The 24,262-nt window shown below is 49.6% G+C and carries 27 protein-coding genes; 2 read left to right on the forward strand and 25 right to left on the reverse strand.

The genetic code is table 11. The features are described from left to right. Positions 1-2: 2 nt before the first annotated feature. The 15 genes from terL to SGLY_RS15825 all read right to left on the reverse strand — a co-directional run bounded on the left by terL (position 3) and on the right by SGLY_RS15825 (position 10,812). On the reverse strand, positions 3-1,763 hold the full coding sequence (gene terL, locus SGLY_RS15755) for a phage terminase large subunit (RefSeq protein WP_013623771.1): 1,761 nt from the start codon (positions 1,761-1,763) through the stop codon (positions 3-5). Further along, positions 1,756-2,316, reverse strand: coding sequence for a DUF3486 family protein (locus SGLY_RS15760; RefSeq protein ID WP_013623770.1), 561 nt, complete (start codon positions 2,314-2,316; stop codon positions 1,756-1,758). Before SGLY_RS15760 ends, terL begins: the two co-directional genes overlap by 8 nt. Beyond that, positions 2,316-2,630, reverse strand: a complete 315-nt coding sequence (locus SGLY_RS15765; RefSeq protein WP_013623769.1) for a hypothetical protein — start codon at positions 2,628-2,630, stop codon at positions 2,316-2,318. Before SGLY_RS15765 ends, SGLY_RS15760 begins: the two co-directional genes overlap by 1 nt. A 4-nt stretch (positions 2,631-2,634) precedes the next feature. After that, a complete protein-coding gene (locus tag SGLY_RS15770; RefSeq protein ID WP_013623768.1) occupies positions 2,635-2,931 on the reverse strand; it encodes a hypothetical protein in 297 nt (98 codons plus the stop codon). Positions 2,932-2,943: 12 nt separating this feature from the next. Next, positions 2,944-3,378, reverse strand: coding sequence for a hypothetical protein (locus SGLY_RS15775; RefSeq protein ID WP_013623767.1), 435 nt, complete (start codon positions 3,376-3,378; stop codon positions 2,944-2,946). A 120-nt stretch (positions 3,379-3,498) separates the two neighbouring features. Then, entirely contained in the window at positions 3,499-3,828 is a 330-nt protein-coding gene (locus SGLY_RS15780; RefSeq protein WP_013623766.1) for a Mor transcription activator family protein, read from the reverse strand. 18 nt (positions 3,829-3,846) lie between these two features. After that, a complete protein-coding gene (locus SGLY_RS17275; RefSeq protein ID WP_013623765.1) occupies positions 3,847-5,337 on the reverse strand; it encodes an N-acetylmuramoyl-L-alanine amidase in 1,491 nt (496 codons plus the stop codon). A 12-nt stretch (positions 5,338-5,349) separates the two neighbouring features. Further along, a complete protein-coding gene (locus SGLY_RS15790) occupies positions 5,350-5,736 on the reverse strand; it encodes a hypothetical protein (protein ID WP_013623764.1) in 387 nt (128 codons plus the stop codon). Beyond that, positions 5,711-6,181, reverse strand: coding sequence for a regulatory protein GemA (locus SGLY_RS15795; protein WP_013623763.1), 471 nt, complete (start codon positions 6,179-6,181; stop codon positions 5,711-5,713). Before SGLY_RS15795 ends, SGLY_RS15790 begins: the two co-directional genes overlap by 26 nt. 11 nt (positions 6,182-6,192) lie before the next feature. Beyond that, positions 6,193-6,705 (reverse strand): host-nuclease inhibitor Gam family protein, encoded by a 513-nt coding sequence (locus tag SGLY_RS15800; RefSeq protein WP_013623762.1) that lies wholly within the window; start codon positions 6,703-6,705, stop codon positions 6,193-6,195. Next, positions 6,705-7,013, reverse strand: a complete 309-nt coding sequence (locus SGLY_RS15805; protein ID WP_013623761.1) for a hypothetical protein — start codon at positions 7,011-7,013, stop codon at positions 6,705-6,707. Before SGLY_RS15805 ends, SGLY_RS15800 begins: the two co-directional genes overlap by 1 nt. 20 nt (positions 7,014-7,033) lie before the next feature. Continuing rightward, complete coding sequence (locus SGLY_RS15810; protein ID WP_041444955.1) at positions 7,034-8,008, reverse strand: AAA family ATPase; 975 nt, start codon at positions 8,006-8,008, stop codon at positions 7,034-7,036. A 17-nt stretch (positions 8,009-8,025) separates the two neighbouring features. Further along, a complete protein-coding gene (locus SGLY_RS15815; protein ID WP_013623759.1) occupies positions 8,026-10,110 on the reverse strand; it encodes a Mu transposase C-terminal domain-containing protein in 2,085 nt (694 codons plus the stop codon). Positions 10,111-10,268: 158 nt separating this feature from the next. Then, positions 10,269-10,580, reverse strand: a complete 312-nt coding sequence (locus SGLY_RS15820; protein ID WP_013623758.1) for a hypothetical protein — start codon at positions 10,578-10,580, stop codon at positions 10,269-10,271. A 13-nt stretch (positions 10,581-10,593) separates the two neighbouring features. Beyond that, a complete protein-coding gene (locus tag SGLY_RS15825; RefSeq protein ID WP_013623757.1) occupies positions 10,594-10,812 on the reverse strand; it encodes a helix-turn-helix domain-containing protein in 219 nt (72 codons plus the stop codon). 130 nt (positions 10,813-10,942) lie between these two features. On the opposite strand from SGLY_RS15825, the gene SGLY_RS17980 reads away from it, so the two are divergent. Next, positions 10,943-11,125 carry a hypothetical protein gene (locus tag SGLY_RS17980; RefSeq protein WP_148228055.1) on the forward strand — a complete coding sequence of 61 codons (183 nt, stop codon included), beginning with the start codon at positions 10,943-10,945 and terminating at the stop codon, positions 11,123-11,125. 197 nt (positions 11,126-11,322) lie between these two features. Here SGLY_RS17980 and SGLY_RS15835 read toward each other — a convergent pair whose 3' ends face one another. Further along, positions 11,323-11,565 carry a DUF6906 family protein gene (locus SGLY_RS15835; RefSeq protein WP_013623755.1) on the reverse strand — a complete coding sequence of 81 codons (243 nt, stop codon included), beginning with the start codon at positions 11,563-11,565 and terminating at the stop codon, positions 11,323-11,325. A gap of 154 nt (positions 11,566-11,719) precedes the next feature. Here SGLY_RS15835 and SGLY_RS17280 point away from each other — a divergent pair, with 154 nt between their 5' ends. Then, positions 11,720-12,154 (forward strand): helix-turn-helix domain-containing protein, encoded by a 435-nt coding sequence (locus SGLY_RS17280; RefSeq protein WP_013623754.1) that lies wholly within the window; start codon positions 11,720-11,722, stop codon positions 12,152-12,154. A 649-nt stretch (positions 12,155-12,803) separates the two neighbouring features. Here the strand turns inward: SGLY_RS17280 and SGLY_RS15845 are convergent. The 9 genes from SGLY_RS15845 to SGLY_RS15885 form a co-directional block, all read right to left on the reverse strand. Further along, complete coding sequence (locus tag SGLY_RS15845; RefSeq protein ID WP_013626154.1) at positions 12,804-14,237, reverse strand: DUF3369 domain-containing protein; 1,434 nt, start codon at positions 14,235-14,237, stop codon at positions 12,804-12,806. Beyond that, positions 14,234-16,075, reverse strand: coding sequence for a sensor histidine kinase (locus SGLY_RS17285; protein ID WP_013626155.1), 1,842 nt, complete (start codon positions 16,073-16,075; stop codon positions 14,234-14,236). The genes SGLY_RS15845 and SGLY_RS17285 overlap by 4 nt, the downstream gene beginning before the upstream one ends. Before the next feature lie 28 nt (positions 16,076-16,103). Then, positions 16,104-20,453: a non-ribosomal peptide synthetase family protein gene (locus SGLY_RS15855; RefSeq protein ID WP_013626156.1), complete on the reverse strand. Its 4,350-nt coding sequence runs from the start codon at positions 20,451-20,453 to the stop codon at positions 16,104-16,106. A 227-nt stretch (positions 20,454-20,680) separates the two neighbouring features. After that, positions 20,681-21,052 carry a YccF domain-containing protein gene (locus SGLY_RS15860; RefSeq protein WP_013626157.1) on the reverse strand — a complete coding sequence of 124 codons (372 nt, stop codon included), beginning with the start codon at positions 21,050-21,052 and terminating at the stop codon, positions 20,681-20,683. Continuing rightward, entirely contained in the window at positions 21,049-21,621 is a 573-nt protein-coding gene (locus SGLY_RS15865; protein ID WP_013626158.1) for an NADPH-dependent FMN reductase, read from the reverse strand. The genes SGLY_RS15860 and SGLY_RS15865 overlap by 4 nt, the downstream gene beginning before the upstream one ends. A gap of 24 nt (positions 21,622-21,645) precedes the next feature. Further along, on the reverse strand, positions 21,646-22,071 hold the full coding sequence (locus tag SGLY_RS15870) for a universal stress protein (protein WP_013626159.1): 426 nt from the start codon (positions 22,069-22,071) through the stop codon (positions 21,646-21,648). Between the two features lie 119 nt (positions 22,072-22,190). Then, positions 22,191-23,060 (reverse strand): 1,4-dihydroxy-6-naphtoate synthase, encoded by an 870-nt coding sequence (locus SGLY_RS15875; protein ID WP_013626160.1) that lies wholly within the window; start codon positions 23,058-23,060, stop codon positions 22,191-22,193. Continuing rightward, positions 23,060-23,716: a futalosine hydrolase gene (locus SGLY_RS15880; RefSeq protein WP_013626161.1), complete on the reverse strand. Its 657-nt coding sequence runs from the start codon at positions 23,714-23,716 to the stop codon at positions 23,060-23,062. The genes SGLY_RS15875 and SGLY_RS15880 overlap by 1 nt, the downstream gene beginning before the upstream one ends. 12 nt (positions 23,717-23,728) lie before the next feature. Continuing rightward, positions 23,729-24,232, reverse strand: a complete 504-nt coding sequence (locus tag SGLY_RS15885; protein ID WP_041445506.1) for a demethoxyubiquinone hydroxylase family protein — start codon at positions 24,230-24,232, stop codon at positions 23,729-23,731. Positions 24,233-24,262 lie beyond the last annotated feature (30 nt).

A 24,262-nucleotide genomic window follows, 5' to 3' on the forward strand; every position in this document is an offset into this window, starting at 1 on the left:
CCTTAATACGAGCCGTTTCTGAATTTGAGAGCCCGGCTGATGACGGACTTGTAATCGACCTTTGTCCCGACCTTCAGCTCAAGGGCGGCCCTCACGGCCATCTCAAGAGCGTCCGGCCCGTCGTCGTTCTTGCCCATCGGGTATTCCTTCATCTGCTGAAGGAGGGTCTTGTGCTTCTCGTTGAATTTGATGTACCCGTTCTTGACGAACGGCTGCAAGGACTGAATTCTCAAGTCCTTGTTTTGGATGCTGTTGACCTCCTCAATCGGGAGGTACTCTCCGGCCTCCGCGCTGCGCTGCGCCATGACGTCCTTGAAAAAGTGCTGAAACTGCACCGTCTCGACCCGGAACTTGGCAAAGGGCTTTTTGTAGTCACGCCGGAGCCGCTTTGAGGTCTCGATTGCGTCTTCGATGATGACATCCGGCTTGCGCTTCTCAATAGAGGCGACGACCACATACATATAGCCCGTGCGGGTGTCCTTCGCGAGGCCGATGATTGCCGACGTGTCGCTCTTCTTGTTCTTGCCGAGGGATGGGTCATTCGCCCCCACAAAGAGGAAGCGGCCATCCGAGAAGTCGACCTCGTCGTCTTTGTAATAACTGAACCATTCCTCGTTGAATGCACAGCTTTCGGGGTCGATAGGGTCGTTCTGGATTTCACTGTTGAAGCTGCTCTCGCCTTCAGATACCCGGATAACCATGAGGTCGTAATAAGAGAGCTTGGCTTCCCACAAAACCTCCGTCCCTTCGAGCATCTCCTCGCGATTCGCCTCAAAGAACGCCTTCGCGTCTTCCTGCCTGTCGTCATTGTTTAGGTCGGTATAAATTGCCTCCCATGCCGACCAGAGCTTTTCATTCTTTGCAAAACTGATGACGCCCCTATACTTGACCGTCTTGTACTGCGGATTCTTCGCAACATTGGCGAGCAGCGCGTCGAAGTGGAGGAGCGTCCCGATATATACAATGTCGGTGTAGGTGTCGCCCGCCTTCGACACGGCCTTATAAAACCAATTGCGGAGCTTTTTCCGTTGCTCCGGGGTGTTGACGTTCTCGTCGTTTTCGAGGTCGTCGCAAAGGATAAGGTCAGGACGCCATTGCTTGTGACGCCGTCCACGGATTTTCTTGCCGCTGCCGATAGCCTCAATCTTCACGCCGTTTGAAAGCAGGATGACTCCGGCCTTCCAAACCTTGCCCTGCATATCCCCGAAGTCTTCCCGGAGAGCTGCGTTTTCCTCATACTCCGTCTTGATGTCGGTGAGGAACCCCTCGGCCTGTTCGGAGCTGTCCGAGAGGATGATGATGTAATGCTTGTAACCGTAGGCCGAAGCGTGGACGGTGTCCTTGAAGGTGAACGTCGTCGACTTGGCGTGACCACGGGGAGCCTCAATCGCTCTCCGGCATCCTTCCGCCCGGGAGATTTCTTTCGCGTCCCGGATTGCGTTCTTGCCCTTCATCACGCCATCCTCCCAAATGTCGTCAAGCTCCCCGTGAAACTTCGGGGACTCCCTGACAAAATAGTGGGGGAGGTATGCCCGGCCAAAATATTCAAGGTCGAAGGCCCCGAGGCGTTTCCTCAGTCCCTTCTCACCTGTGAGCTCGGCTCCGTCTTGGTACTCCTTGAAGAGCTGCGCCCGTTCCTTTTGGTGTTTGCCTTCCCGTGTCGCGTATGTCTCGAAAAGCTCCCGCTGATATTGCCTATTGGCGACCTCCTCGCGGTCTTCCGGCTCTTCAAGTTTTTCGATGTATTCCTTGAGGTTAATCATCTGTCAGTATCTTCTCACGGGCCTTTTGGAGGACTGCGTGCAGCTCTCGGGTGAGCTGCGGGTCTGACTTGATTGCCTTTGTCAGGTCGTCCTCAAGGGCCTCGAAAGCAAGCTCCATCTTAGTTTTATAATCCCGTTTGACCTTCTGCTCATAAACTCCCACACGGGAAAGGGAGGCGATGAGCCGCCCGGCCTTGTCAAGCGGCATCTCCGCGAAGTCATCCTCCGCCGTTGACACCCTCTGCATCAAGCCGTCCATCAAGACCATCCTCGACGCCTTTGTGAAGTCGAGGTCGGGATTTTTCTCGACGGCTGCGGCGATTGCTTTTGTCCGTTCAAGGGTCTCGGCGACACGCTGCGCCGCCTGATTCGCACGGATAGCATACCGCCCGACCGCGCTTTTGCTGACGTTGTAACCCTCCGACTTGAGCCATGCTGCAATCTCTTCGTAGGTGTTGGACGTGTCGAGGAGCTGCGCGTCGAGCTGCTCCTTGATGTCGTCCGGGAGCTGTGTGATTTTTGAGCTGACCCTTGTCCGTCTTCTCTCGGCCATTACACATCAACTCCCGGGTCGTCGATTGTCCCTTCGACGAGGTCAACTCCTTTTTTCGTGAGTTTGATGACCGCATCCTTGCGGTATGCGTTGTACGCATTAACCGACCTGTCGACAAAAGCGATGTATTCGCCCTCCTTCAGATAATCGAGATGCTTGCTGATGTCCGGGGAGACAATCATTCCGTCCGCGACGAGTGCGTTCGTTATCTGCCGGAGGAGCAGCGTGTTTTGATGACCCTTGACGAGGCTCCTGATGATATAGCCGCGAATCGCCTTATTGCGGCTAACCTCAAGCTCATTCATCTCATCCATGTTGTCACCCCTCCTTTGTTACTTTGTAGTGCAGTATCTTATCAAGCTTTGCGTTCATGTCGCCCATCTGCTTGTCGACGTTGTTGAGCGTTCGGATGAAGTCCTCCCTTAAGACATAGACAAGAGGGAGGTCACTCTTCAGCTCGGAAAGCTCGGTCTTGACCTTCTCAATGTCATCCGAGTTTTTCTTGATTGCGTCCTTCATGTCACCGATTGCGGTCTTGACCGCCCAACCAATGAGCGCGATGACAAGCGTCGTGATGGTCTGAAGCGCGAACATGAAAATTTGACTTGCTTCCATGCCCTCACTCCTTTATTGCGTCATCGCCTTCAGTTCGAGCACCTTCTCCTCAATGAGCTTGGAGAGATAGTCCTTGAAGCTGCCGAGGTTTTCCTCGATGATTTTTTGAGCCTCCGGCTTTAATGCCGCCGAGATTTCTTCCGCCGCCTGTTTTGACAGGGCGACAAGCTCGGAACGGTCGACCTTGCCGTCTTTGACGGCTTCCCTGAGACTCTTTGCCGTGGTCTGCTCAATGGCGGCCACGGTGACGGTCGTCAGCTCTTCGACATCCTGAAGGGCGTTGTTGAGCAGGCGGCGCGCTTCCTCGTCTTTGAGCTGCGCGGTTTGCGCCTTCACCTTTTCGGTCAGCTTTCGGATGCCGTATGTAGCATACGCCGCAAGAAGACCGATGAGGGCGAGGACGAGGGTGACGACGACATCGCTTGCCATTGTCTGAATGGTTTCCATCTTGACTCCTCCTTTGCAATTTTGGGAATAAAATAACCATAGGAGCGAAGCTCCTATGGTTAATGTTACCTTATGCCTTGTGAAGTTTATATGTGTAGCACTTCTGAGAATTGATTCTTATTACACGGCCTTTTCATCCCCCGGGCCGGGCAAATCAAAGAGGGAAAGCTGACCTTCGGCGTGGCCGTCGCCGCATAACTGTCGTACCCATCGCTCGGTTACATCGTACTTCTTGGCGAGCTCCATGTGATTGTACCCGTTGAACTCCTCTCTAATCCTCGCGTCTCTGACCGGGCGGACGACACTTTCAGTCTTCGGCAGGTATATCGTTGAACCGCCGACGAGCTGTGTGAGCTTGACGAGATTCTCGACGCCGATTGCTTCCGCTATTTCCCTGTAAAGGCCCTCGGGAATCTGTTCGAGCGTGAGCTCTTTTGCTAATGCGTCCATACCGCGACCTCCTGAATCTTATTTACACATTTTGCCGAGTATCCCGAAGACCTCCCCGATTGTGATTGTGTCCCCGAGCTTGGCCGACCAGTATTCCGGGCTACTGATGACGCCCGCCGCGACCAGCTTGTCAAAGCCGTCGCGCTGCCACCGGGGAACGCTTGACTCCTCCTGCGGCGTTTCTTGGGGAGGAGGGAGGACAACGGGCTCCTTCAATATGGCATTGAGTATCTTGATGATGTCGGCTCCGTAGCCGTTGCCCGGATACGCCCATCCGGCCCCGTTGGGATTGTCTCCGGCTCCCAGCCACTCAATATATATTGCGGAGCCTCTCTTGACTAAACCGAAGCGAGGGTCGACGCACGCCTGTTTTAACGCTTCTGTGCTGGCATACGCCTTCAGGTGTTGTATTTGTGCCCTGGCTCCGAGTCTCGGGCTCTCAAAGCTTGCGGCCTGTCCTTGGCTGTTTCCGTTTAAGGCTCCGATACCTGCGTAATTGTTTTGCTCAGGAAGGACGATGCCGCCATATTTGAAGCACCCTGTCTCCTTGAGGGACTGAGCCCAAGCAACATCCGCCCTCACACCTTCAACTTCTGCCTCCTCGACGAATATCTTCGCCAGCTCCTCAATAGTGCAGGAGGGAAGGAGAGGTTTTGGATTTACCTTCAGCGCGTAGGCTGCCATCTGCGCCGCCGTCGCCTCCGTCTTGCCCATGATGAGCGTCCCCTGTTCCTTTGGCTCTTCCTTCGGCGGCTGCGGTACAGAGGAGGAAAGAGGATAAACCTTTTGGCCCTTCTCATCAAACACGCTGTACCCCGGATTCTTGTCGCATTCCACCTTTGCATTCTCAAGGATTCTGTACGCTCCAACCTGAGACTTTGCATCCTCCCAAGTTTTCCGCACCCTGTAGAGCTGCTCTGCGGGAACTGCGCCCTTTTCAATGTACGTCACGCCGAGGAGCTCGCAAATGACCTTTACTTGAGCCTCAGCCATGCTTTCAAGGTTAGCGTCCACCTTCAGGAACGCCTCGTCCACTGCGTTGTCGTGGAACCCGTTTTCAATCAGGAATACGTGCGGCACGCCAGCAGCCACGGCGGAACGGATAACTCCGTAATAATCATATCCTTTGGTTGTCTCCGATTCTCTTGTCTTGGCTCCCCGGTCATTATTCCCCATGACCTTTGAGACCGCTGCCGAAAGTTTTCCGGCCCAAGCCTTGTCTTGGGCGATGCGGACTGAATAGAAGCACTCTACTCCACGGGCTTGACCATTGGCGGCGTTGGAGTGTTCGCTGATGAAGACGTCGCTCCCTTTGGCACGCTTGCCGCGCTCATCAAGACTCGGGTCTTCGTTTTCCGACCTTGTCAGACTGGCATCAATCCCGCACCTGATGAGGGCGTTTCTGAGGAAGTTTGAGAGCTTCCACATCCCGGCATATTCATAATACCCGGTAGGGCCTTTATTCACATTCCCCGGAGCGTGGCCGGGGTCGATGGTTACTTTTTTCATACCGATTCCTCCTTATAATCTCATAATTGGAGCAAATACCTTATCGACATACTCTCCGATGGTGTATTGTGCGCGACCCTCCGCTTTGAGGGCCTCCGTGAACTTCCTTGTCTCAAGCGCAATCTTGAGGGCCTTGAGGACTCCGACCTGCTCCGGCGTGACCTCTCGCATGTCCTTGCCGACCATGTTGAAGACGGCCTGGTAAAGGTAGAATGCGAGGTCTGCTTTTTCTTCGGCGGCCTCCCACTCTGTGAGGATTTCCTTTGCAAACTTCTTGCGGTTGAGCTTTGGCTTGTCGGGAGGGATGACGCCCTTTTCCTGAAGTCTCTTTTTAGCCTCAGCCCGGGCCGCCTTCTCGCGTGCGGTCATTTTCTTAGGTTTCTTTGTTTTCCCCGGCATCGCCTTCCTCCTTCCTGTCGACCATCTTCTTGAGGGCCTCAATGAGCTTGTGGCTCTGCGGAACTGTCAGCCATTCGATGCGGTCGACCTTGAACATCTTTTTGACAAAGCCGTTGATTCGGTCATTGTTGTTGTTCCATCCGAGCTCCCCGGTGAGGGCGTAAATCTTGCGGCGGAGCTTCTCGGTCTGAGGATTGCCGCCCTCGTCCGTCCGCTTGCCGCGCTCAGCCCGGTTGACATCGTCCTTCATGTTGGAGAGTACCCGGCACACCTTGTCGACTTCGCCCTGCGTCAGCTTCCTCATGCTGTCCTTGCCCGTCTCCCGCCCGATGATGCCGTACAGGTCTTCATCGTCAAGGGAGAGCTCCGGGGACTTCGCGAGCCCCCAAATGGTGCGGATAGAATAGCGGGGGCGATTGCGCCCCCCATATGCTTTCCCTGCCATAACACCGCCTCCTAACGCTGTAAAGCTTGCAGCTTCTCCCGGTCGGTCTCATACCAAAAGGTGTCTTCTTTTTTCAGCGACGCTCCGACCCGGAGGATTTCGTCCTCGGTGTACTTCTTGAGTATGTCCTTGTTGATGGTCTCGGTAACAACGATGCAGTCGTTCATCTTGCGGGACTTGAGGCTCTTGATGATTGCCGCGAGCTTTTCCTTCGCCTTCGGGAGTATAACCTTCGTGCTCATGCGGAAGCCCGTCTTTCCGAAGTTCAGCGTCTTTGTCTTGCCGTCGAGCTCTCCCCGGTGCTCCTCAACAAACGCCTTGATGTCCTTGCCGATAGCGGCGATGCGGTCTTGAATAGGTTTCGCCTCCTGCGCCGCCGTGAGCTTAATGCCTTGAATCTGCTTGTTCATTTCGCCCTCTATGTCCACGAGGTCAAGCTCAGCCTCGGCGATTTCCTTGAGGGCGGCGTCGACCTCTTCCCATGTCTTATAGACCGGGGCCTCCTTGATTCTTGTCCTTGCCATTACTTTTCACCTCTTTCGATGTCTGATAGTGTGACGGTTGCGAGTTTGCCTTCCGGGGTAGTGAAGCTCACCCCGACGACCTTCCCGGCCCGAACCTCGAACCCGAGGCCGAGCTGCCTGTGAAACAGTTCAAAGACTTCGACCGGGAGCTCCTCAACGGACTGAGCCTCCCTGATGGGGAGGCAGTTCATCGAGACCGCTGTGAGAATGTTCTGCTTGACCGTCGCCTTGCTGTCGAGCCCTTGTTCGAGGCAGGTGAGGCCGACCGTTACGGCCTCGTCGATTTTTAATGCCGCTGTGCTTCTCATTGTTTATCCTCCTTCCGTCCTTAAAGCATCATCATGTTAGATGCTTGATTGATGATGGTCAGCGTGATTCTGGACTCCCCGCGCTCCTTCATGATGCGGAAAACGTTGTTGAGCGTGCGGTCGAGGAGTCGGAAGCAGCCTGTTTGATGGTTGCACGCCCGGGACTTCAGCTCCGCAAGGGCGTCCTCCTCGACTTCGTAACCTTCGAGGAAGTTATCGACCTCCTTGCCGGAGAGCCCCTTGAGGCTTGCGTAAAAGTCGACGCGATTCGCGAAGCGGGTGAGGTAGGACTTTATCTGCGCTTCGAGCTTCGGCTCGCCCGCGATGACCATGCCGACATCGGACTGGTCGAATATGGCCCGGAGAATTTCCATCTTCTTTTGTGTGTACTTGGAGATGAGCTTGTCCGCCTCGTCGATAATAAGCAGATAACCGCGATTGACGTTGAAGAACTCCCTGATTCCGTTAACGCGCTTCCATATCGTCCCGTAGGTGGTAGGGATGCCGAGAGCCCTTTCGATGGACTCCACGAGGTCTCTTGAGCTCATGGTGTCGTCGCATTCGATATAGGCGACCCGGGGCATCTTGGAGTAATACTTGAGGGCGTGGGTCTTGCCGAAGCCAGACTTTCCGACCACGATGCCGAGCCCGATGTACTCCTGACAGGAATTGCATACGCCGATGATGTTCTGCGCGTCCCGGCTCTCAAAGAAGCTCTTCCGCTTTGTGAAATTGACGACCTTCGCTCTTTCGGCAGTTGCGGCAACGAGCTCCTCACCCGTTACCTCCGCGAGGAAGGCGGTGAGCTTCGCTTCAAGCTCCGTCGCGTCGCTGTCGTATTTCCCGGAAAGATACCGGGAGACCGTCGTCCGTGAATAGTTGATGGTGCTCGCGAGGTCTGTGATGGTCTTGCCTTCGCGTTTAATGTACTCGTTGACCTTGTCTGCAAGAGTTTTAATTTCGCCTGTGTAGGCTTTTGCTGCCGTTGCTTCCATTTTGTTATCCCCTTTCATTATCCGAGTGCTCTCAGTCTCTCAAGGACTGATTGAGCCTTTTGATTGAAGAACTCGTCATCGGAGTCCTTGTGCTGCTTTTGCTTCTTAGAAACACTTCCGGCCTTGAGCTCCTCACGGAACTCCTTATCGTCCGGGAGCTGGATAAGGTTGTCGTTCCTCTTAGCCCTGACCGCGAGGTCTAAACCGCCGACCACGGCGGGAGTGCCTTGTCCGTCCTGCACCCGGAGCTCGTATGGTGTTTGATACCACTCAAGGTCTTCTTTCGTCTCGCGAATCTGCCGCTTTTGCTTCTTGAGGTGCTCTTCGAGCGTGGCCTGTGACATGCGGGGCGCGAACTGTAGTAGTTCAGCCGAGACAGCCTCGCAAATCTTCTTGCCGTTCTTGTCAAAGACATAGAGCTTGGTGACGTCATCGATGTCCCATTTGATGTTGACGGTCTGCCCGATGTAGTGGCAGAGCTCATAATCCGTGTAGAGCGTGCCGAACTTGATAATCCCTTGATTGCGGACGAGGGCGGTGTCGGCCTTCATTAGGAGCATCGCTGCATATTCCCTCAGAGGAGCTGCTTTGACGTACCGCTCGGCGTTCTCAAAGAGCTCAATCGGAGTGACCCATTTCTCGCGAGCATCTTTAAGGCCCCGGTGTTCCCGGACGTGGTACTTCTCGTTCTTCCACTTTGTCCAGAGTGCGTAAAACTCTTCCATTGTGAGGAGCTCACCGCGCTCAAGCATTCCGGGGATGTCCTTCTTCCGCTTACCCGAAGTTTTCGACCCGGTGAGTGTGCCGACATAGGAGGCCATCCATTTTGTGAACATACTGCACACCGTCCCGAAGAAACGCTCCATTTGCGCCTTGCCCCACGGCTCATAAGGGAGAGACCTTGACCAGTCTTCAATCCCTATGGAGCGGTAGAAGCCTTTTGTTTCGCTGTCGAAGTCAAGTTCCTGCATCTTGCGCTCCTTGCGGTTTTGCCCTGTGTTGGTCTCCGCTGTGTAGTCCTTGCCGTTGTCAATGTGCAGGTGTTTCGGCACGCCGCCCGGATTGGAGTAGAGCATCTTGACGAGGCTTTCCTTGAGTATCTGCGAGTTGGCGTCGACACACATCACATCGCCCATGATGCAGCGGCTCCGTGTGTCAACCCATGCAACAAGCTTCGGTCGGATTGCCTTGATTTTCCCGTTCGGGCTTGTGTACTGCACCCAGCAGTCGAAGGTGTGGCCGTCGCCCTGTACGAACTCCATGACCGCGAGGGCCGAAGCGTCACGCTTACCCTTGAGCATCCGGGCATTTTTGAACTCTCTCATTCCGTTGGCGGCGAGATAGTGGGCGTTGCGTCCCCGGAGCTCGTCCATGATGTACTTGATATACCGGGCCACTGTCTTGATGGAGGGATAGCCTTCCCATCCGCTCTCCTTGGCGACCTCCTCGAATTTCGTGTAAAGCATCTCAATCGTGCCCTGATTCTGTGCGAAGTCCTTATTAAACCAAATGTTCTCAATAATAGCCTTCTGCTTGTCCGTCAAGCTTGGAAAGGTGTACGACTGCTTCGGTTTCCGGCATAGGGTGAGCACCTTGAAGAAGTCGAAATTCCGGCCCTCTTCCTTTTCAAGCTTCAGAGCCCACGCGCTCGCTTCGAGGTATCCCTCGGCGTAGCGGTAGAGCGTCCGCTGACTGACTCCAAGCCTTGCGGCGAACTCCTCGGCGAAAGCCGTGCGCTCACCTTCTCCATAAGCGACGAACTCCTGAATCTGCTTTGAGAGCTCGACCGCCTCATAATATTCCCGCTTGTGACTCTCTATGTACCAATTGAGGTCGATATCGAGATACCACGGGGCCTCTTGTGCCTTCTGTTCGATAACAACATCCCTCCCGTCTACTTTTTTTGCTGCCTTGTGGGCCTTCCTTGCTTTGGTGGAGAGGGAGGACAGGGCGACCGTTACCCGGTCTTTGCCGCCGTTCTCTCCCGGCTCCGTTAATGTCTTGAACGCTTTTGGATTGCGCTTGATTCTTTGGACTAATGTGTTGTACTTGATTCCTTCAAGCTCTGCCGCTGTTTCCAGTGTGACGAATGTTTCCGGCAAACCCCTCTCCCTCCTTTCACATTGAACCGTGTCCGCTGCCGTGGTATAATGGCAGGAGAAGATTTTTCGTGAGTCTTCTGGTAAGAGAGCCTGTTCGAGTGGTGTCGGTATGGCTCTCTTTCCTTTTGACCTGATTCCTCATGATGCCATCCCCCCGGTCACGCACTTTTTGTCACCTTTGCCGACTTGATTTTGCCGATGTGCTCCTCAACCTTCCTGAGCTCCTCATGAAGATAGGTGTTTATGTCGCTCAAGGTTTCGATGTTTGCCTGTTTTAAGCTGATGCAATCGAACAAGTCCTCAATATCCTTCTGGATTTCCTTTTGAACCTGCTCGGCTTGCCGCTTGAGCTCGTTCTGCTTCCTTTCCAGAATGATGAGCTTGGTCTCATCGGTGAGCGTCTTACCGCTCATCCCCATCCCGGCCTTGAGACTTTCCAGCTCAAAAAGAAATTCATTGACATTCTTCAAAGTTATTCCTCCTTCATGCTATTTTTTTAAACGATTCCGGGTCTAAATCAAGCACCCTCGCGATACCTTGGAGGTACTTATCCCCCGACCTGTCTCCGTATAGGATGAGATTGAGGTACTTGTTGCTTGTTCCGACCTCTTGTGCGAGCTGCACCTGTGTCATGCCTTTTTCTATGAGCGTTTTCTTAACCAACACGCCGAAGGCGGTCAGTTGTCTCTTGTTGCGCTGCATCAAGCATCCTCCTTCCTGCGCTCTTAGAATTACTTCCGTTTCAAAGTTTGTGAAGTGTTTCGAGTAGTTACTTCCACCTTTTGGCTCTATAATGAGATTGCGGCCATATCATAGAGAGGGGGTGGTAATAATGGATGCTAAAGCTTTTGCTCGTGAATTGGTTGCCGACTTCAAAAAGATGTACCCTGAATACTTCAAGGAAGAAAATGAGTTAATTCCTCAAATGGTCGGCGCAATTTCGCTTATCGCATCTCTGGCGATTGAGAAACATGAGCGGGAGAGTCACCCAAAACATAATTCTCAATCTCTTTGAGAAACTTCAACAACTTCGCGCCGTCTTTTTCGAAAGGGCAATCGCAAGGAGACGTCTGTTCCGAAGGCGTCTCTTTTACTTGCACCAATGCGATGAGCTCCTCGACAATCTCGCAGTCTCTGACCGCCTCGGCGAACTCCTTCTCATAGCCTTCCTTCGGGGTATCCATGCCATAGGTCTTGGAATAACAAAGGCGGTTATGCCATGCCATATCTTTCTGTTCTTTGAGGTACTGAAGGATTGTTTTCATTCCGTTTCCTCCTTTCGCCGCCGCTCTGTTTTCCGAGCGTTGCGGGGATTGTTCTTGTCTTACCCGAGTATTTGTGCACCACTTCGAGCCCTTCGGTCGTCGCCTTCACGACGAGCCAGTTCTCATAATTCAGTCCGGCCTCTTTAAGGCGTATCTTCTGAGCCCGTGTCGGACGCTTTCCGTGTTTCAAAATTTTACCTCCTTCCTGTTCAATTTTCTTTAATCTTCCTCTCAGGTGTGGTATGATTTCCTTGATATATTTCTCTATCAGTCTTATTTTATACAACAACTGAGAGGAAGTCAAGCATAAATCTCTCACTTGTTGTAAGAAGGGAGGATAAACGATGATAGAAATTGAAAAGGTAGGGGAAAGGATAGCGGCCCGTCTCGCAGAGCTCAATCAAATACAGGCCGACCTTTGCCGAGCAACTGGAATGTCTAACAACGCTATCAGTCAGTACGTCACAGGAAAGCGCACGCCTGACACGCTCTCGCTTTATAAAATTGCTTCTTCTTTGGGTGTTTCGATGGAATGGATTCTAACAGGTGAGAACAAACAAGGGAGGGTTAATACAACAAATGAGAGGGCGGGCTTAATGGAACTAACCAAAAAGGAGGCCGACCTTATTGCTATGTTTCGCGCGCTGGACGACCGCGACAAGGAGTATGTTAATAGCACTATTGAGATGCTTTACAGTAAAGCAGTTAAAAAGGGAACGTTATCCGGCTCGATGAGTGGAGGAACAGGGGAAGAGGCAGCCGCAAGTGAAGCTGTTTAATTTTTGTGCTTCTTTGATAGATTTATCTATCTGTTTTTGTCACATTGAAAATCGCCTTTGACGCGCCGATGTAAGTGCCGAAAACCCTTGATATTACGGCAATGTGACAGCTTTTTTGCGATTACATAGCTTTGTCACTTTGAATGAGCCGCCTTTTTGCCTCTTTTTGAGGGTTATCCGCACGGGCGCGCACGGGGAAAGTAACGCGCTGACACCTGAGAAATGCCGTATTTTCGCACTTCTTCGCACGCCCCGCCGCTGCATTTAACACTCACTAACGCTCCGTTAGCACGCCGACCGTCTCGACTTCATTGTCCTTTGATGTTATAATGCAAATATGAGCCGCGATGATGTCCTTTATCCCCCTTGCTGCTGGGGCTTCCGGGACTATCTGAGTGGCTCACACTTTGTAAAAATGCTTATTTTATGCGGTTTTCCGGCCTCGTTGATTAGTTGATAATTGACGCGATGCCCGACAACTCCACGACCACCACGCCCCCTCAAGGCATAAAAAAGACGACATCAATTCACTCGATGCCGTTCTCAATATTTCTGTCACGGATTTCCTTCCATATCCCTCACAAACCCGCATAAATACTGTCTTTTCTCGGTGTCTCCCGACACATCCCGTCTTATCCCGTTTTGTCAATTATCTTGTCTGAGTACATTGGGTGCCCGCCCCCTGCAGCAATTGGGCTCTGGCCTCCTCAAACTTGAGCTTGGAACGATAGTGCCGGTCAGACATCATGGCGTCGAAGGCATCGGCAACAGAAATGATTCTCGCTAAAAACGGAATTTCTTCTTTTTTCAGCCCTTCCGGATATCCCTTGCCGTCCACACGTTCATGATGGCATTTTACAATCGGCACAACCTCTTTAAACATTGATATTGCCGACAGGATATGCGCCCCTTTCAAGGGGTGCTTTTTGATTTCTTCATATTCTTTTTCATCCAGCTTTTCCGATTTAAACAAAATATCGTCGGATGTCCCAATCTTCCCAACATCATGAAATATGCCGCTAATACGCAAGAGTTCAAGTTCTTCCTGGGACAGGCCAAAGGATTGCCCGATCTTCACGGCAAAGTAGGCTACTCTTTCAGAATGGCCCCGGGTATAGATGTCTTTGGCATCCACGACGAGCCTCAGGGCTTCTATGGTGTCCATGTATCTTTCTTTCAGCTGATCATAGGTCATATTCAGCTCATCATTTTTGATATTGACCAGAGAATGCAGAAATGCATTGCTGATAGAAGAGGCGGCCTGGCTGGCATAGATCTCCAAAAGTTTGCTGCCTTCCTGGATGCCCTCCCCTTCCACGTAAATCACGCCAATATCCTGCTGCAGCTCATTAATTAATGGGATGATCACTTCCCGTTCTAATATAACAACCTTTTTGTCTACACGGGCACTGCCGATATGCTCCATCAGACTTGGATCAAGCATGACCATAAAATCCTCGATCTCAGTTTTATATTTGCCTATCCCTTTGTAGATACTGTTATTCCCTGAACTGATTCTTGTTACATCATCAACAAGAATAAAGGCGTTTTTACTATTAATCAGCGGTAATATCTCCGATAAAATATCCTCCAGGATATTATCGATCGGCTGCAGCTGATAGATTTTCGGAACAGCCTGCAAAATTTTATTGAGCCCTTCCTGGAAGATTCTTATTGTTCTCATCTGGGAAATGGACTTGATTCCCGATTCGACCAACAGCAGCAGCTGGTCAAGCCTGTCTCCCTTTTCACAGTAGCCCTGAATATCCAAGGCCTTGATTGTTTCCAGAGGAGGGGCCAGGTCTTTATGTCCGGTTAACATCAGGATATAGATATCTGTATTAAATTGCCTGATCTTTTCCACCACTTTGTCTCCGTGAATGGGGAACATTAAGAAGTCTAAAATTAATAAATCGAAATTCTCCTGCCGGACCTTTTCTATCGCTTCCAAAGGATCAGTCAGACCGGTAATCTGATAACCGCTCCTTTTTAATACCACGGATAAAGAATCAACAATACCCTGTTCATCGTCTACAACAAGGATCTTATAGTCTAAAATCGGATTGGCCTTTGACCTTCTCATCCTAAACCCTCCTGTCGCCGTTGTGTTTTCAAGCTGGGTATTGTGATATAAAATGTTGTGCCAATCCCTTCCTTTGATTCAAACCTCATATTTCCAAAAAATCTCCCTTTTATTGTAGAATACGACATATACAGACCGAGACCTGTTCCGTGTTTGCCCTTCGTGGTCAGCATTTCTTTAAAAAGCCGGTTTTGTACTTCTTCCGGGATTCCTTTCCCCCTGTCTCTGAGAACAAATTGAATCTCACTTTCCTTTTCGCTTATCTCCAAGTCAATTTCTCCCGCTTTTCCGTCATAGGCCTGGATGGCATTCATAATGAGGTTATCAATCACCTGTACCAGACTGTTCAGCTCCCCCTTGATTTCCGTATTCAACTCGATTTCGACCTTTGTTTTTAAAAAGCAATGATATCTTTTCAACTCGTGCTTCATTAAGACATCGATTCTTTTCACAAGCTCCTCAACTGTGAATTTATCATATTTTGAGTAATTCATCTGGACTGCCTGACCCTTTACTGCGCTGATCAGGTCAGTCATATACGAACAGTAAGGTTTCATTTTCTCGAGCCATTCGAGCATTTCACCGGCAATCTCATTATGATCCTCGGCCGTGACACTGTCATCACCTATAGAATCACGGTATTCCCCTGCCAGGTCTTTAAGGGCTTCTATCCCTCCCGCCAGAGACATGATCGGCGTATTGAGATTATGGGCAATGCCTCCGATCATTTGTCCCAGAGAAGCCATCCTCTCCTGCTCCATTAATATCTCTTGATTGCGTTGAATTGTTTCAATGTTTTTCTTGTGCTCCGAGATATCTTTGAATAAGAGAATTGTCCCTAAGAATTTTTCCTGGGAGAACACCGGGGTGATTTCAATATTAAAGTACCTGTCAAAATCTTTTCCGGTGATATGCTCTTCAAAAGATATACTGATTTTCTCCTTCCTGGCCTTATCCCCCAATCTCATGATTTTTTCTTTATTCATCCGGATTTCCGGGTTCGCTATGACATCAAGGATATTCCCTTTCCTCTTGATGCTCGTCAGACAATGAAATGTGTCCACAAAGGCTTTATTAAAATCAATAATCTCCCTGTTCTCATTAAAAACGATATAACTGTCGGAAATAAGATCGACTATCCTTTGGAGGGCGATCGGAACAATATTTAAAAACTGAAATTTAAATATAGCAAAGGCAAAAAAAAGCATGCTGATTGAAAAGGATATATTTTCTAAAAATACAGGCATGGCCACTATTTTTTGGGTGCTTAATATGATTACGACTAAGGGAAAAGAAATGCCCAGAAATAACAGGATAGATTGTTTGGAAAAAAATCCGGAATTCTTGATTGAAAAATACGAAAGAAAATGAAGCCCCAGAATGATGCATCCATAGGAATAGATTTCATGAAAAATGTAAAAGGGACCGTAAATGAATTCCGTACTGATAAAACTGTACTTCACAATAAACAAATGATGCTGATCATTCGTTAAGGCAAGGATGATGGAAATGACCGGAACGATAAACAGCAACAGGTATTTCCGGGAAAAGCCGATCCGGGTTTTGGCAAAAATAATTCCCGTAAAAAGCAAGGCTATAGGCAGGAGGCAAACTCCAATGTAATGAATGTTTTCCAAAATTAACAGGGTATTTTCCTGTTCCACAAGCAGTTGGATAAATCTGATGACACTCCAATACAACACTAAACCTGTCGTACCGAGGAAGGCATAATGGATTTGCTGCTTTGTCTTTATCTTAGCAACATAGATTGTCACGAGAAGGCTTAACAGTGTTGTGATTAAAGATAATCCTGTCAGCCAGTCAAATCTCAAAAGCATTGATCAAACCTCTTCATCATCCCGCTTCTTAACTGAGATAATTCATCCTTTGGATATAGTTTACTATTTTGAATAAATACTCCTGATCAACATGCGGCCATTGAAAATCCAGTTTTTCCAGATAGCCGGCGGAAATGTCTGAGACAACATGAATTGATACGGTGCAGGCAATCTCCCCTGTGCCATTCAAATAAAGCATTAAGCCGGACAATATGTCGTTTCTGCTCTCTTCCTCAAGGTCTTCAAGCAGCTTTTCCATCTGCTGCTTATTCATGTTCTGCATAGGAATACCCTTCTTTAACAACACTTGTACCAGATCCTGCATCACGATTTTGTGGTGATTAAAAATATGAAAAACTCTGTGGTCGGACTCTTCTGTCTGAGCGATTTTTATCACAGCCCTGGCCGATAAATCAACCGGAGAAAACTCGATCTCTTCTTTGAGCAATTCATGAGAAACCGCTCCCAGCCTGACCATAGACCTGATTGCCCTGTAAAAAGCGTTTTCCCCAATGTTCTGTTGGAAATGCCCGTCACAATATCGTCCTGTCAGGTTGCCCATCCTGAATACTGTTGCCTTCAGCCCTCTTTTCATTGCCTTGAATACTAAATTTTCCGCTTCGAATTTACTTCGGACATAAATATTTCCGAGATAATTTTGTCCTACATAAAAATCATTTTCTGTATAAGTACAGCTTACCGGGTTTTCAACTAAATAATTTCCGGTTACAGCGTCTGTTGAAATATGATTCAGCTTTATGCCGAATTGACAAGCGAAATGACAAATTTCTTTAGTGCCATCAACATTGATTTCCTCGATCTCACGATAATGACCAAAATATTTTACTACCGCTGCCGAATGGACGATGGTGTCAAGTCTTTTTCCTAACCTCTGATACTCTTCCCGATCAAATCCCAGTCTCTTGAGGGATATATCCCCTTTCACCGGAATGATTCTTTTTCCGATCAGCCCCTGATACTTATCCCTGTAATAAAAGTTCAAATTTTCTCTCAATCTCTTTTCGGCCCCCTGGTCATCCTCTGCCCGGACAAGACAATAGACCGTGCTTTCCGTTCCTTCTATCAGCTCGCTTAAAAGGTGGGCACCCAAAAATCCCGTTGCCCCGGTCAACAAAACATGTTCAATCTCCAGCTCCCGGATATTTTCCGGTTCCGGTCTTGGCTCCAGGACCTCGATATCATCCGGGCCAGCTGTGCCGCCGGCCTTTTCCCTCCTGCCGATCCTGTCCGACAGCTCCCGGATGGTTGGATAGGTGTAAAAATCAGCGGCCGAGATCCCCCAATTACGATCATAGACTTGGGCAAAGACCGTCATCACGGCCAGGGAATCCCCGCCCAGATCAAAAAAGCTGTCATCAATGCCGATCCGGTCAATTCTTAACGCACCGCAAAACAGTCCAACCAATTCCTGATCAAGGCTGTTTCTCGGCCCGGCATATTCCCCCGCATCTTGATTTCCCGCAACAACCGGCTGCGGTAAATTTTTCCGGTCAATTTTCCCGTTTGCTGATAAGGGCAGGGCCTCCATTCTCACATAGAAGGCAGGCACCATATATTCGGGCAATGATAAAGCGAGAAAGCGCTTGAGTTCCCTGGAAGGAATATCTTCGTCCGCGACATAGTAGGAGCATAGATATTTTTTATCTTGCTGTTCGAGCCCGATCACAACATTTTCTTTTATTTGGGGATGGGCCTGCAGTTTGTTTTCTATTTCCCCGAGTTCAATCCTAAAGCCCCTGATTTTGATCTGATGATCTATTCTGCCCAGATACTCGATATCTCCCTGAGCATACCACCTGACAAGATCGCCGGTTCTGTACAGCTTTTCACCCTGAACAAAAGGATTGGGGATAAATCTCTCCTCTGTCAGTTCCGGTTTATTGACATATCCTCTGGATACCCCGACTCCCCCAATAAAAAGCTCCCCAGGAATCCCAATCGGCAAAAGGTTCAAGTGCCTGTCCAGAATATACAGTCTGATATTATCGATCGGTTTCCCAATCGGGACTGAGCTGAGCTCTGTCTTCGGCGAGCATTCAAAGCTTGTCACATCAATCGCGGCCTCAGTCGGGCCATAGAGATTGGAAAGCCGGGTCCCATTTGTGGAATAAAGCAGTCTGTTGAAGCGTTCCGCTTGCTGCAAGGTCAGTGCTTCCCCGCTGGCGAAAACCTGTTTCAGGCTTTCTAAGGCTTCGTTATTTTGATACCCTTCTAAAAATTGGAGAAAGCTGCTCAGCATGGAGGGAACAAAATGCATGGTCGTAATCCGGTATTTCTCAACAGACTTGATGATTTGGAGGGGGTCTTTTTCCCCCCCGGGCTCCAGCAGGCATACTTTGGCCCCGACAAAAGACCACCAGATCAGTTCCCATACGGAGACATCAAACGTGTAAGTGGTTTTCTGCAGGATCGTACTGCCCTGATCCAAGGGGTATTTCTTCTGCATCCAATTGATCCTGTTAATCAAACCGCGGTGCTCAATCATAACCCCTTTCGGCCGGCCGGTCGACCCGGATGTGTAGATCACATAAGCCAGATCTGCCGGCGCGTTGATTTTTCCCGGGTTTGAGGCATCCCCGGCAAACAGTGTCCGGTCTCTGAGATCAATGACTTCAACACCCAGCTCTCTGCCACTGACCCCGTCCAAACAGGTAAGCAGGATTTTCAGGCCGCCGTCCTCAAGCAGGTACTTTATTCTGTCCTGGGGATATTGGGGATCAATCGGCAGATAGGCGCCGCCCGCTTTCAGAACGGCAAAAATGGCGATGATCATTTCCAGGGACCGTTCAAACAGGATGCCGACAATACTGTCCGCTTTGACTCCTTTTTCCCTCAGAACTCTGGCCAATTGATTTGACTTTTCATTCAATTCCCGGTAGGTTAACCTTTCCTCCCTGAACACAACCGCCAGGTTGTCCGGACTGCGCAGGACCTGTTCCTCAAACAGCTCCTGGACCGTTTTGTCCGCGGGAAAGTCCGCTTCGGTTTCATTGAATTTAGACAGTATTTTTTGTTTTTCTTTTTCGGAGAGCATTTCAAGCCTGGATATTTTCTTGACCGGATTGTCCAAAGCATGCCAGAGGAGACTGATCACATGGCTGTGCATGAACTCTATTTCCGTCGCATAGAACATGTCCACCAAATAATCATAATCAATGATTAAGCGTCCGTCATTTTCTCTGTCATTAAGATTAATGATCAGGGATTCAATCTGATGTCCGGTAAAATGCCATCTGGTAATGTATTTTTCCAAGCTCTGCTCTTTCATAAACTTGGAGTTTTGGTAAGTCAGGACAATATCAAACAGGTCGTCCGAGGTTCCCCGTCTTTCCCGAACTTCTTTCAATATCAGGTCATAGGGATATTTTTGGTGCCTGAAGACCTCTGTCAGCTCTTTTGTGATTTGTTCCACAAATTCGTCAAAATTCATCTCCTCTTTGATCTGAAATCTTAACGGAACGGCCAGGTTGGCAAACATCCCCGCCGTCTCTTTTTCCCGGGCATTTGATCGGTTGAGGAGGGTGGTCCCGAAAACAAGATCCTCTTTATCGGTGACCCTGTTCATATACATGGCTATGGCAGCCAGAAACAGGCTGAATTCGGAGACTCCTCTCTGAGCGCAGTATTCATGAATCTTGGCCGTCAATTTCTGAGGGATCAGCAATGTTTTCCTGCGGGCCCGGGTGCTGACCATTCTACCTGTTTTTCTGCTCTTTAAAGCTGTCATCTCCTGCCAGTCCGCAAATTTTTCCGTCCAATAAGCTTTGTCTTTTTGAAATCTGGAGGACTTCTGGTACTTTTTTTCTCTTTCTAAGTGGTCCAAAAACGAAGGCCTGCTTTCTCCGGATATCTGCTCACTGTTTTTCAACGCGGTATAGTACCCCATGACGTCATTTCCCATGAGAGCCATCGTCCAGGCATCGGAGATCAGATGGTGAGTCTTGACAAAAAAACCGCCGTCGTGATCATTAATTTTCACTAAAACATAAGAGAACAAATCGGATTCAATCATATCCATGGGCATGCTTGTCTGCTTCTCATCCCATTTGAATAATTCTTCCAGGTTCCCTTTGAAATCGAGAAGCTCAAATTGGTGATATTGATATTCAGAAATGTATTGCCGGGGTTCTCCGGCAATCTCGGCTATCCTGAGCCGGAAAGCGTCGTTTTTCTTCACGTAGAGGTTGATTGCCTGTTCCAGCAGGCCAAAGTCAACATTACTGAATATCCTCAGCGTTGCCGCAATATTTCCCATGCTTGTCTGCGGGAACAGCTTTTCACTATACCAGATACTCATTTGAGGATGTGTCAGGGGATGGTATTTTTCTGTGGCAGTAATCTCTTTTGGGCTGTTCATAAAACAGTTATCTCCTCCAATTTATCCGAAGGATTTCGTTTAATCGACTTATTTCTTAAATCATCTTCTATCTTTCCGTTTTTCTGAGCATATTAATTTTATTCTAACACTTGTATTTTCCTGAGGCAATTTTCAGGAACAAATAAAAATCCCCCGATGCCCCTTAGGAGACAAACGGATAGGCAAATTCCTTCTGAAGAAATTTGCCTATCCGTTCACTATCCTGTCTAATATCTTTGCTTTAATGTCAGAACAAAAGGAACATGATTCAGCATCATAATTCCCAGCGGCATCCCGATGACGGTAATACACAATATTAATGCGATACTTACCCAAAATCCGGTAAGATGCCAGCCCAGAAAAATAAAATATAAAGCCCGGATCGGGAACGGGAATTCCTGTTTAGTCGTCAGAAGATCTCTACTTACTGCATTGATGGCAGATACCGGCTTTAGGGTCAGGATCTGGGGGAGCCGGTTAAACATGATCAGCCCCAGAGGAAGCCCGATGATTGACAGGCATAAAAGATAAGCCGCTCCGCTCCATAAGACGGCGGCCCACCAGCCAAACAGGATAAAGTAGACGACTCTGATGATCATCCTGTCTCCTCTTTCTTTTTCAGCATTCTCGCCCATTTCACCAATTCCCGCATAAGGTTGTCGATGGCTGTCCGGCTGCGGTCATCAGTCAGGTTCCCCTTTTCATCAAATTTGGTATGGGCGTTGATGATAAAAACCTCGGGCTTATTTAAAGGAAGAAGGTCCAGGACCACACACACCTGGCGAAGATGGTACTGAGCACGCGCACCACCAAAAATGCTTGGCGAAGCGCTCATTATCCCAACCGGCTTCCCTCTCAAAACAGGGTTGTTTTCCCGGGAAGCCCAATCCAAAGCGTTTTTCAGAACAGGAGGTATAGAATAATTATACTCCGGTGTCGCAATCAGCAAGGCGTCGGCTTCAGCGATCCGCTTTTTAAAATCAGCGACAACCTGAGGGACACCCTCTGCTTCTAAATCTTCATTAAAAAAAGGAATCGGGGTTAAATCAATTATCTCCAGCTCCGCCCCGTCATTCAATAATTGCCTGGCTGCCCGCAGGGCGGCCAGGTTATAAGAATTTTTCCGGAGGCTGCCGGTAAAGCCGAGAATCCTGATTTGCTCTTCCATAAAAGAACTCCTCCGTGCTCATTCTTATTTCACAATCATAACCGGGCATTTAGCCTTATGCAGCACCCGCTGGCTCACACTTCCCATTAACGAACCGCTTATCGCACCGTAGCCGTGATGCCCCATAACCAAAAGGTCAATATTTTCCTCTTCGACTTCCTTCAGAATTTCCGTAACCGGATGTCCTGCAATCACTTTCTTTTTGAACAAACCATTAATCTTAAAGCCCTCTATTGATGCTTCAAGAACAGCCTCACCGCTTTTGTTCAGTTCGTTTTGGTCAACCGCTACTCCGTATGATGCTTCCGAGAGCAAAAAATCAGTGGCGAGTGGGACCACATGAAGAAGTTCCACTTCGGCCTTAAATCGATCAGCCACCTCTAGCGCCGTGCTTAAAGCCCTTTTAGAAAAATCCGAGATATCAGTTGGTACCAGGATTTTTTTAAACATTTAATCCCCTCCGTTTTCAAATACATCATTTTAGATCGGAAAAGCCTGCTGTTTCCCTTTTTTTAATCTTAATACTTTATTCTTCTTTTATCCATATCTAAAGTGAAAAAATATCCGGTTTATCCGTATAACCCTTGTCGATCAAAGGCCGGCACCAGCCTCTCCCTGACCGCTCTCTCCAGCAGGACGGCGACGGCTTCCCGCCCTTGTTCTCCCAAGTCTGCCGAAAACTCATTGACATACAGGTCAATATGAGCCCGGACAACTTCGGGAGACAGCTCCTGGGCATGGCTGAGAATATAGTCCCCTGACGCCGCCGGATATTCCCGGGCATACTGGAGCGACGATCTGATCCAGCCCGCAACAGCCTTTAAATCCAGGGACCGGCGGGCAATAATCGCCCCAAGCGGAACCGGCAGGTTTGTATCCGTCTCCCACCAATTGCCTAGATCGATCAACAGCTTCAGCCCGTACGAAGGGTAAGTAAAACGGGCTTCATGAATGACCAGCCCCGCATCAACGGTCCCGCTTCTTACAGCGGGCATAATTTCCTGAAAAGGCATTACAACGGTTTCCTTAACCCCGCCCGGGACATGGCGCGCTTCCCACAGTCTGAACAATAAATACGCGGTGGAGCGCTCACTCGGTATTGCCACCCTTCGCCCGGCCAATATTTGTCCGGCTGAGTTTTCCCCCGCTAAAGACCGCTTCTTTTCCTCAATGATCCTCTCCGATGTCAGAATAAGCGGACCGCATCCCCGGCCCAGTGCTCCTCCGCAAGGCAGCAAGGCATATTCCGACAGCACCCAGGGCAAGGCGGCATAGGAAATCTTTACGACATCCGGCCCCCCGATGCTTGCCGCCAAACGATTGGTTGTATCGATATCCGCATAAGTCACATCAAGCCCGGGGGCTCCGTCAATCAGATCATTCACCCAGGCGTGAAAGATAAATGTGTCATTGGGACAAGGTGAAAACGCTATTTTCATCACAATTCCTCCGCCAGTACCAGATAAGCTTTTTCTAAAACAGTTAAGGCCTCTTTGATCCGCCATCTGCCGGAATCCCGCGGACCCACTTGATTGGATATTGCACGAATCTCCAAGGAAGGCAAGCCAAAGAGGCTTGCTGCCCAAGCGGCGCCATAGCCTTCCATTGCCTCAGCCGCAGCGCCGGGTACCCGGCGGGAGAGCTCCGCCTCCCCCTCCGCGGTTCCGGTTGCTGTGGTCACTGTAAGGACCGGTCCTGAACAAACCTCTAACCCGGCCTGCCGTAATTTATCCGTTACCTTTTTCGCCAGGCCGGCAGGGGTTTGGACTCGCACAGGTCCATAGCCAAGCTCAGCCAGACTGCAAAACCCTTCCTGAGTATTAACGCCCAGGTCCGCCGCAATGATGGCTTCTGAAACAACGATGCTTCCCATTTCCGCTCTGCCGGCGAAGCCTCCGGCTATGCCAGTGCTGATGACCAGCTGATACTGACCGGATGCCAGCTGCTTTGCCGTTTGGGCAGCAGCCGCCACAGGCCCTACCCCGGCCGCGAGAACATCATAAGGACCGCTGTTCTGCCGCAGTCCGCGCAGTACGGCTTCCTTCTCCACTGCCACGGCAGCGACAATCAGCACACGCTTGTTTCCTGAATCCATTTTTTAAGCTCCTTATATTTGTTCCAACACTTTTTTCAAGGTCTCGATATGGTGATATTCATCATCCAGATTATGTTTGATGACGTCCAGTGTCTCCTTATCCCAGCGGACCGAGCTGATGATGGCCTGATAATCTTCAACCGCCTTTGTCTCCGTCCAAATGCCCATGGCTAAGATCGCTTTTTTGCCCCGCAGCCGGGAGGAAAGCCCTAAAAACATTCCCAGCAGGGCGTTGAAAAACCTTGTCGGACTTGGCCTGCTTCCAAATTCATATATTTTGGCCTGAAAATCCTGAACATGAGTCATCTCATTGGTCATTGCCTGAATAATGAGGCGGTTGAAATCAGTGTTCTCAGCGGTAATTTGCATCCGGTAAATATTAACGGCCATCATCTCAAAAGCATGCAATTTTCTCAGTGCTTTTCTTACTTTCGGTAATTGGTCGGATTGGACATGATCCAAGCGGCTGTAAATTTCCTGCGGTTCCATTTCTGTTCGAATCAAATATTTTTCCATGATAATCCCCTTCTTTCCCCTGAAATCGAA

The sequence above is a fragment of the Syntrophobotulus glycolicus DSM 8271 genome (assembly GCF_000190635.1).
Classification (GTDB): domain Bacteria; phylum Bacillota; class Desulfitobacteriia; order Desulfitobacteriales; family Syntrophobotulaceae; genus Syntrophobotulus; species Syntrophobotulus glycolicus.

What these genes read in the sequence shown, in the direction of transcription:
- SGLY_RS15805 (WP_013623761.1), bottom strand. Translation starts at nt 7,013, where the DNA reads ATGAGAAGCACAGCGGCATTAAAAATCGACGAGGCCGTAACGGTCGGC.
- SGLY_RS17285 (WP_013626155.1), bottom strand. Translation starts at nt 16,075, where the DNA reads ATGCTTTTGAGATTTGACTGGCTGACAGGATTATCTTTAATCACAACA.
- SGLY_RS15880 (WP_013626161.1), bottom strand. Translation starts at nt 23,716, where the DNA reads ATGGATTCAGGAAACAAGCGTGTGCTGATTGTCGCTGCCGTGGCAGTG.
- SGLY_RS15875 (WP_013626160.1), bottom strand. Translation starts at nt 23,060, where the DNA reads ATGAAAATAGCGTTTTCACCTTGTCCCAATGACACATTTATCTTTCAC.
- SGLY_RS15770 (WP_013623768.1), bottom strand. Translation starts at nt 2,931, where the DNA reads ATGGAAGCAAGTCAAATTTTCATGTTCGCGCTTCAGACCATCACGACG.
- SGLY_RS15855 (WP_013626156.1), bottom strand. Translation starts at nt 20,453, where the DNA reads ATGAACAGCCCAAAAGAGATTACTGCCACAGAAAAATACCATCCCCTG.
- SGLY_RS15865 (WP_013626158.1), bottom strand. Translation starts at nt 21,621, where the DNA reads ATGGAAGAGCAAATCAGGATTCTCGGCTTTACCGGCAGCCTCCGGAAA.
- SGLY_RS15870 (WP_013626159.1), bottom strand. Translation starts at nt 22,071, where the DNA reads ATGTTTAAAAAAATCCTGGTACCAACTGATATCTCGGATTTTTCTAAA.
- SGLY_RS17275 (WP_013623765.1), bottom strand. Translation starts at nt 5,337, where the DNA reads ATGAAAAAAGTAACCATCGACCCCGGCCACGCTCCGGGGAATGTGAAT.
- SGLY_RS17980 (WP_148228055.1), top strand. Translation starts at nt 10,943, where the DNA reads ATGGATGCTAAAGCTTTTGCTCGTGAATTGGTTGCCGACTTCAAAAAG.
- SGLY_RS15860 (WP_013626157.1), bottom strand. Translation starts at nt 21,052, where the DNA reads ATGATCATCAGAGTCGTCTACTTTATCCTGTTTGGCTGGTGGGCCGCC.
- SGLY_RS15790 (WP_013623764.1), bottom strand. Translation starts at nt 5,736, where the DNA reads ATGCCGGGGAAAACAAAGAAACCTAAGAAAATGACCGCACGCGAGAAG.
- SGLY_RS15765 (WP_013623769.1), bottom strand. Translation starts at nt 2,630, where the DNA reads ATGGATGAGATGAATGAGCTTGAGGTTAGCCGCAATAAGGCGATTCGC.
- SGLY_RS15810 (WP_041444955.1), bottom strand. Translation starts at nt 8,008, where the DNA reads ATGGAAGCAACGGCAGCAAAAGCCTACACAGGCGAAATTAAAACTCTT.
- SGLY_RS15760 (WP_013623770.1), bottom strand. Translation starts at nt 2,316, where the DNA reads ATGGCCGAGAGAAGACGGACAAGGGTCAGCTCAAAAATCACACAGCTC.
- SGLY_RS15780 (WP_013623766.1), bottom strand. Translation starts at nt 3,828, where the DNA reads ATGGACGCATTAGCAAAAGAGCTCACGCTCGAACAGATTCCCGAGGGC.
- SGLY_RS15800 (WP_013623762.1), bottom strand. Translation starts at nt 6,705, where the DNA reads ATGGCAAGGACAAGAATCAAGGAGGCCCCGGTCTATAAGACATGGGAA.
- SGLY_RS15885 (WP_041445506.1), bottom strand. Translation starts at nt 24,232, where the DNA reads ATGGAAAAATATTTGATTCGAACAGAAATGGAACCGCAGGAAATTTAC.
- SGLY_RS17280 (WP_013623754.1), top strand. Translation starts at nt 11,720, where the DNA reads ATGATAGAAATTGAAAAGGTAGGGGAAAGGATAGCGGCCCGTCTCGCA.
- SGLY_RS15775 (WP_013623767.1), bottom strand. Translation starts at nt 3,378, where the DNA reads ATGGAAACCATTCAGACAATGGCAAGCGATGTCGTCGTCACCCTCGTC.
- SGLY_RS15825 (WP_013623757.1), bottom strand. Translation starts at nt 10,812, where the DNA reads ATGCAGCGCAACAAGAGACAACTGACCGCCTTCGGCGTGTTGGTTAAG.
- SGLY_RS15795 (WP_013623763.1), bottom strand. Translation starts at nt 6,181, where the DNA reads ATGGCAGGGAAAGCATATGGGGGGCGCAATCGCCCCCGCTATTCTATC.
- SGLY_RS15845 (WP_013626154.1), bottom strand. Translation starts at nt 14,237, where the DNA reads ATGAGAAGGTCAAAGGCCAATCCGATTTTAGACTATAAGATCCTTGTT.
- terL (WP_013623771.1), bottom strand. Translation starts at nt 1,763, where the DNA reads ATGATTAACCTCAAGGAATACATCGAAAAACTTGAAGAGCCGGAAGAC.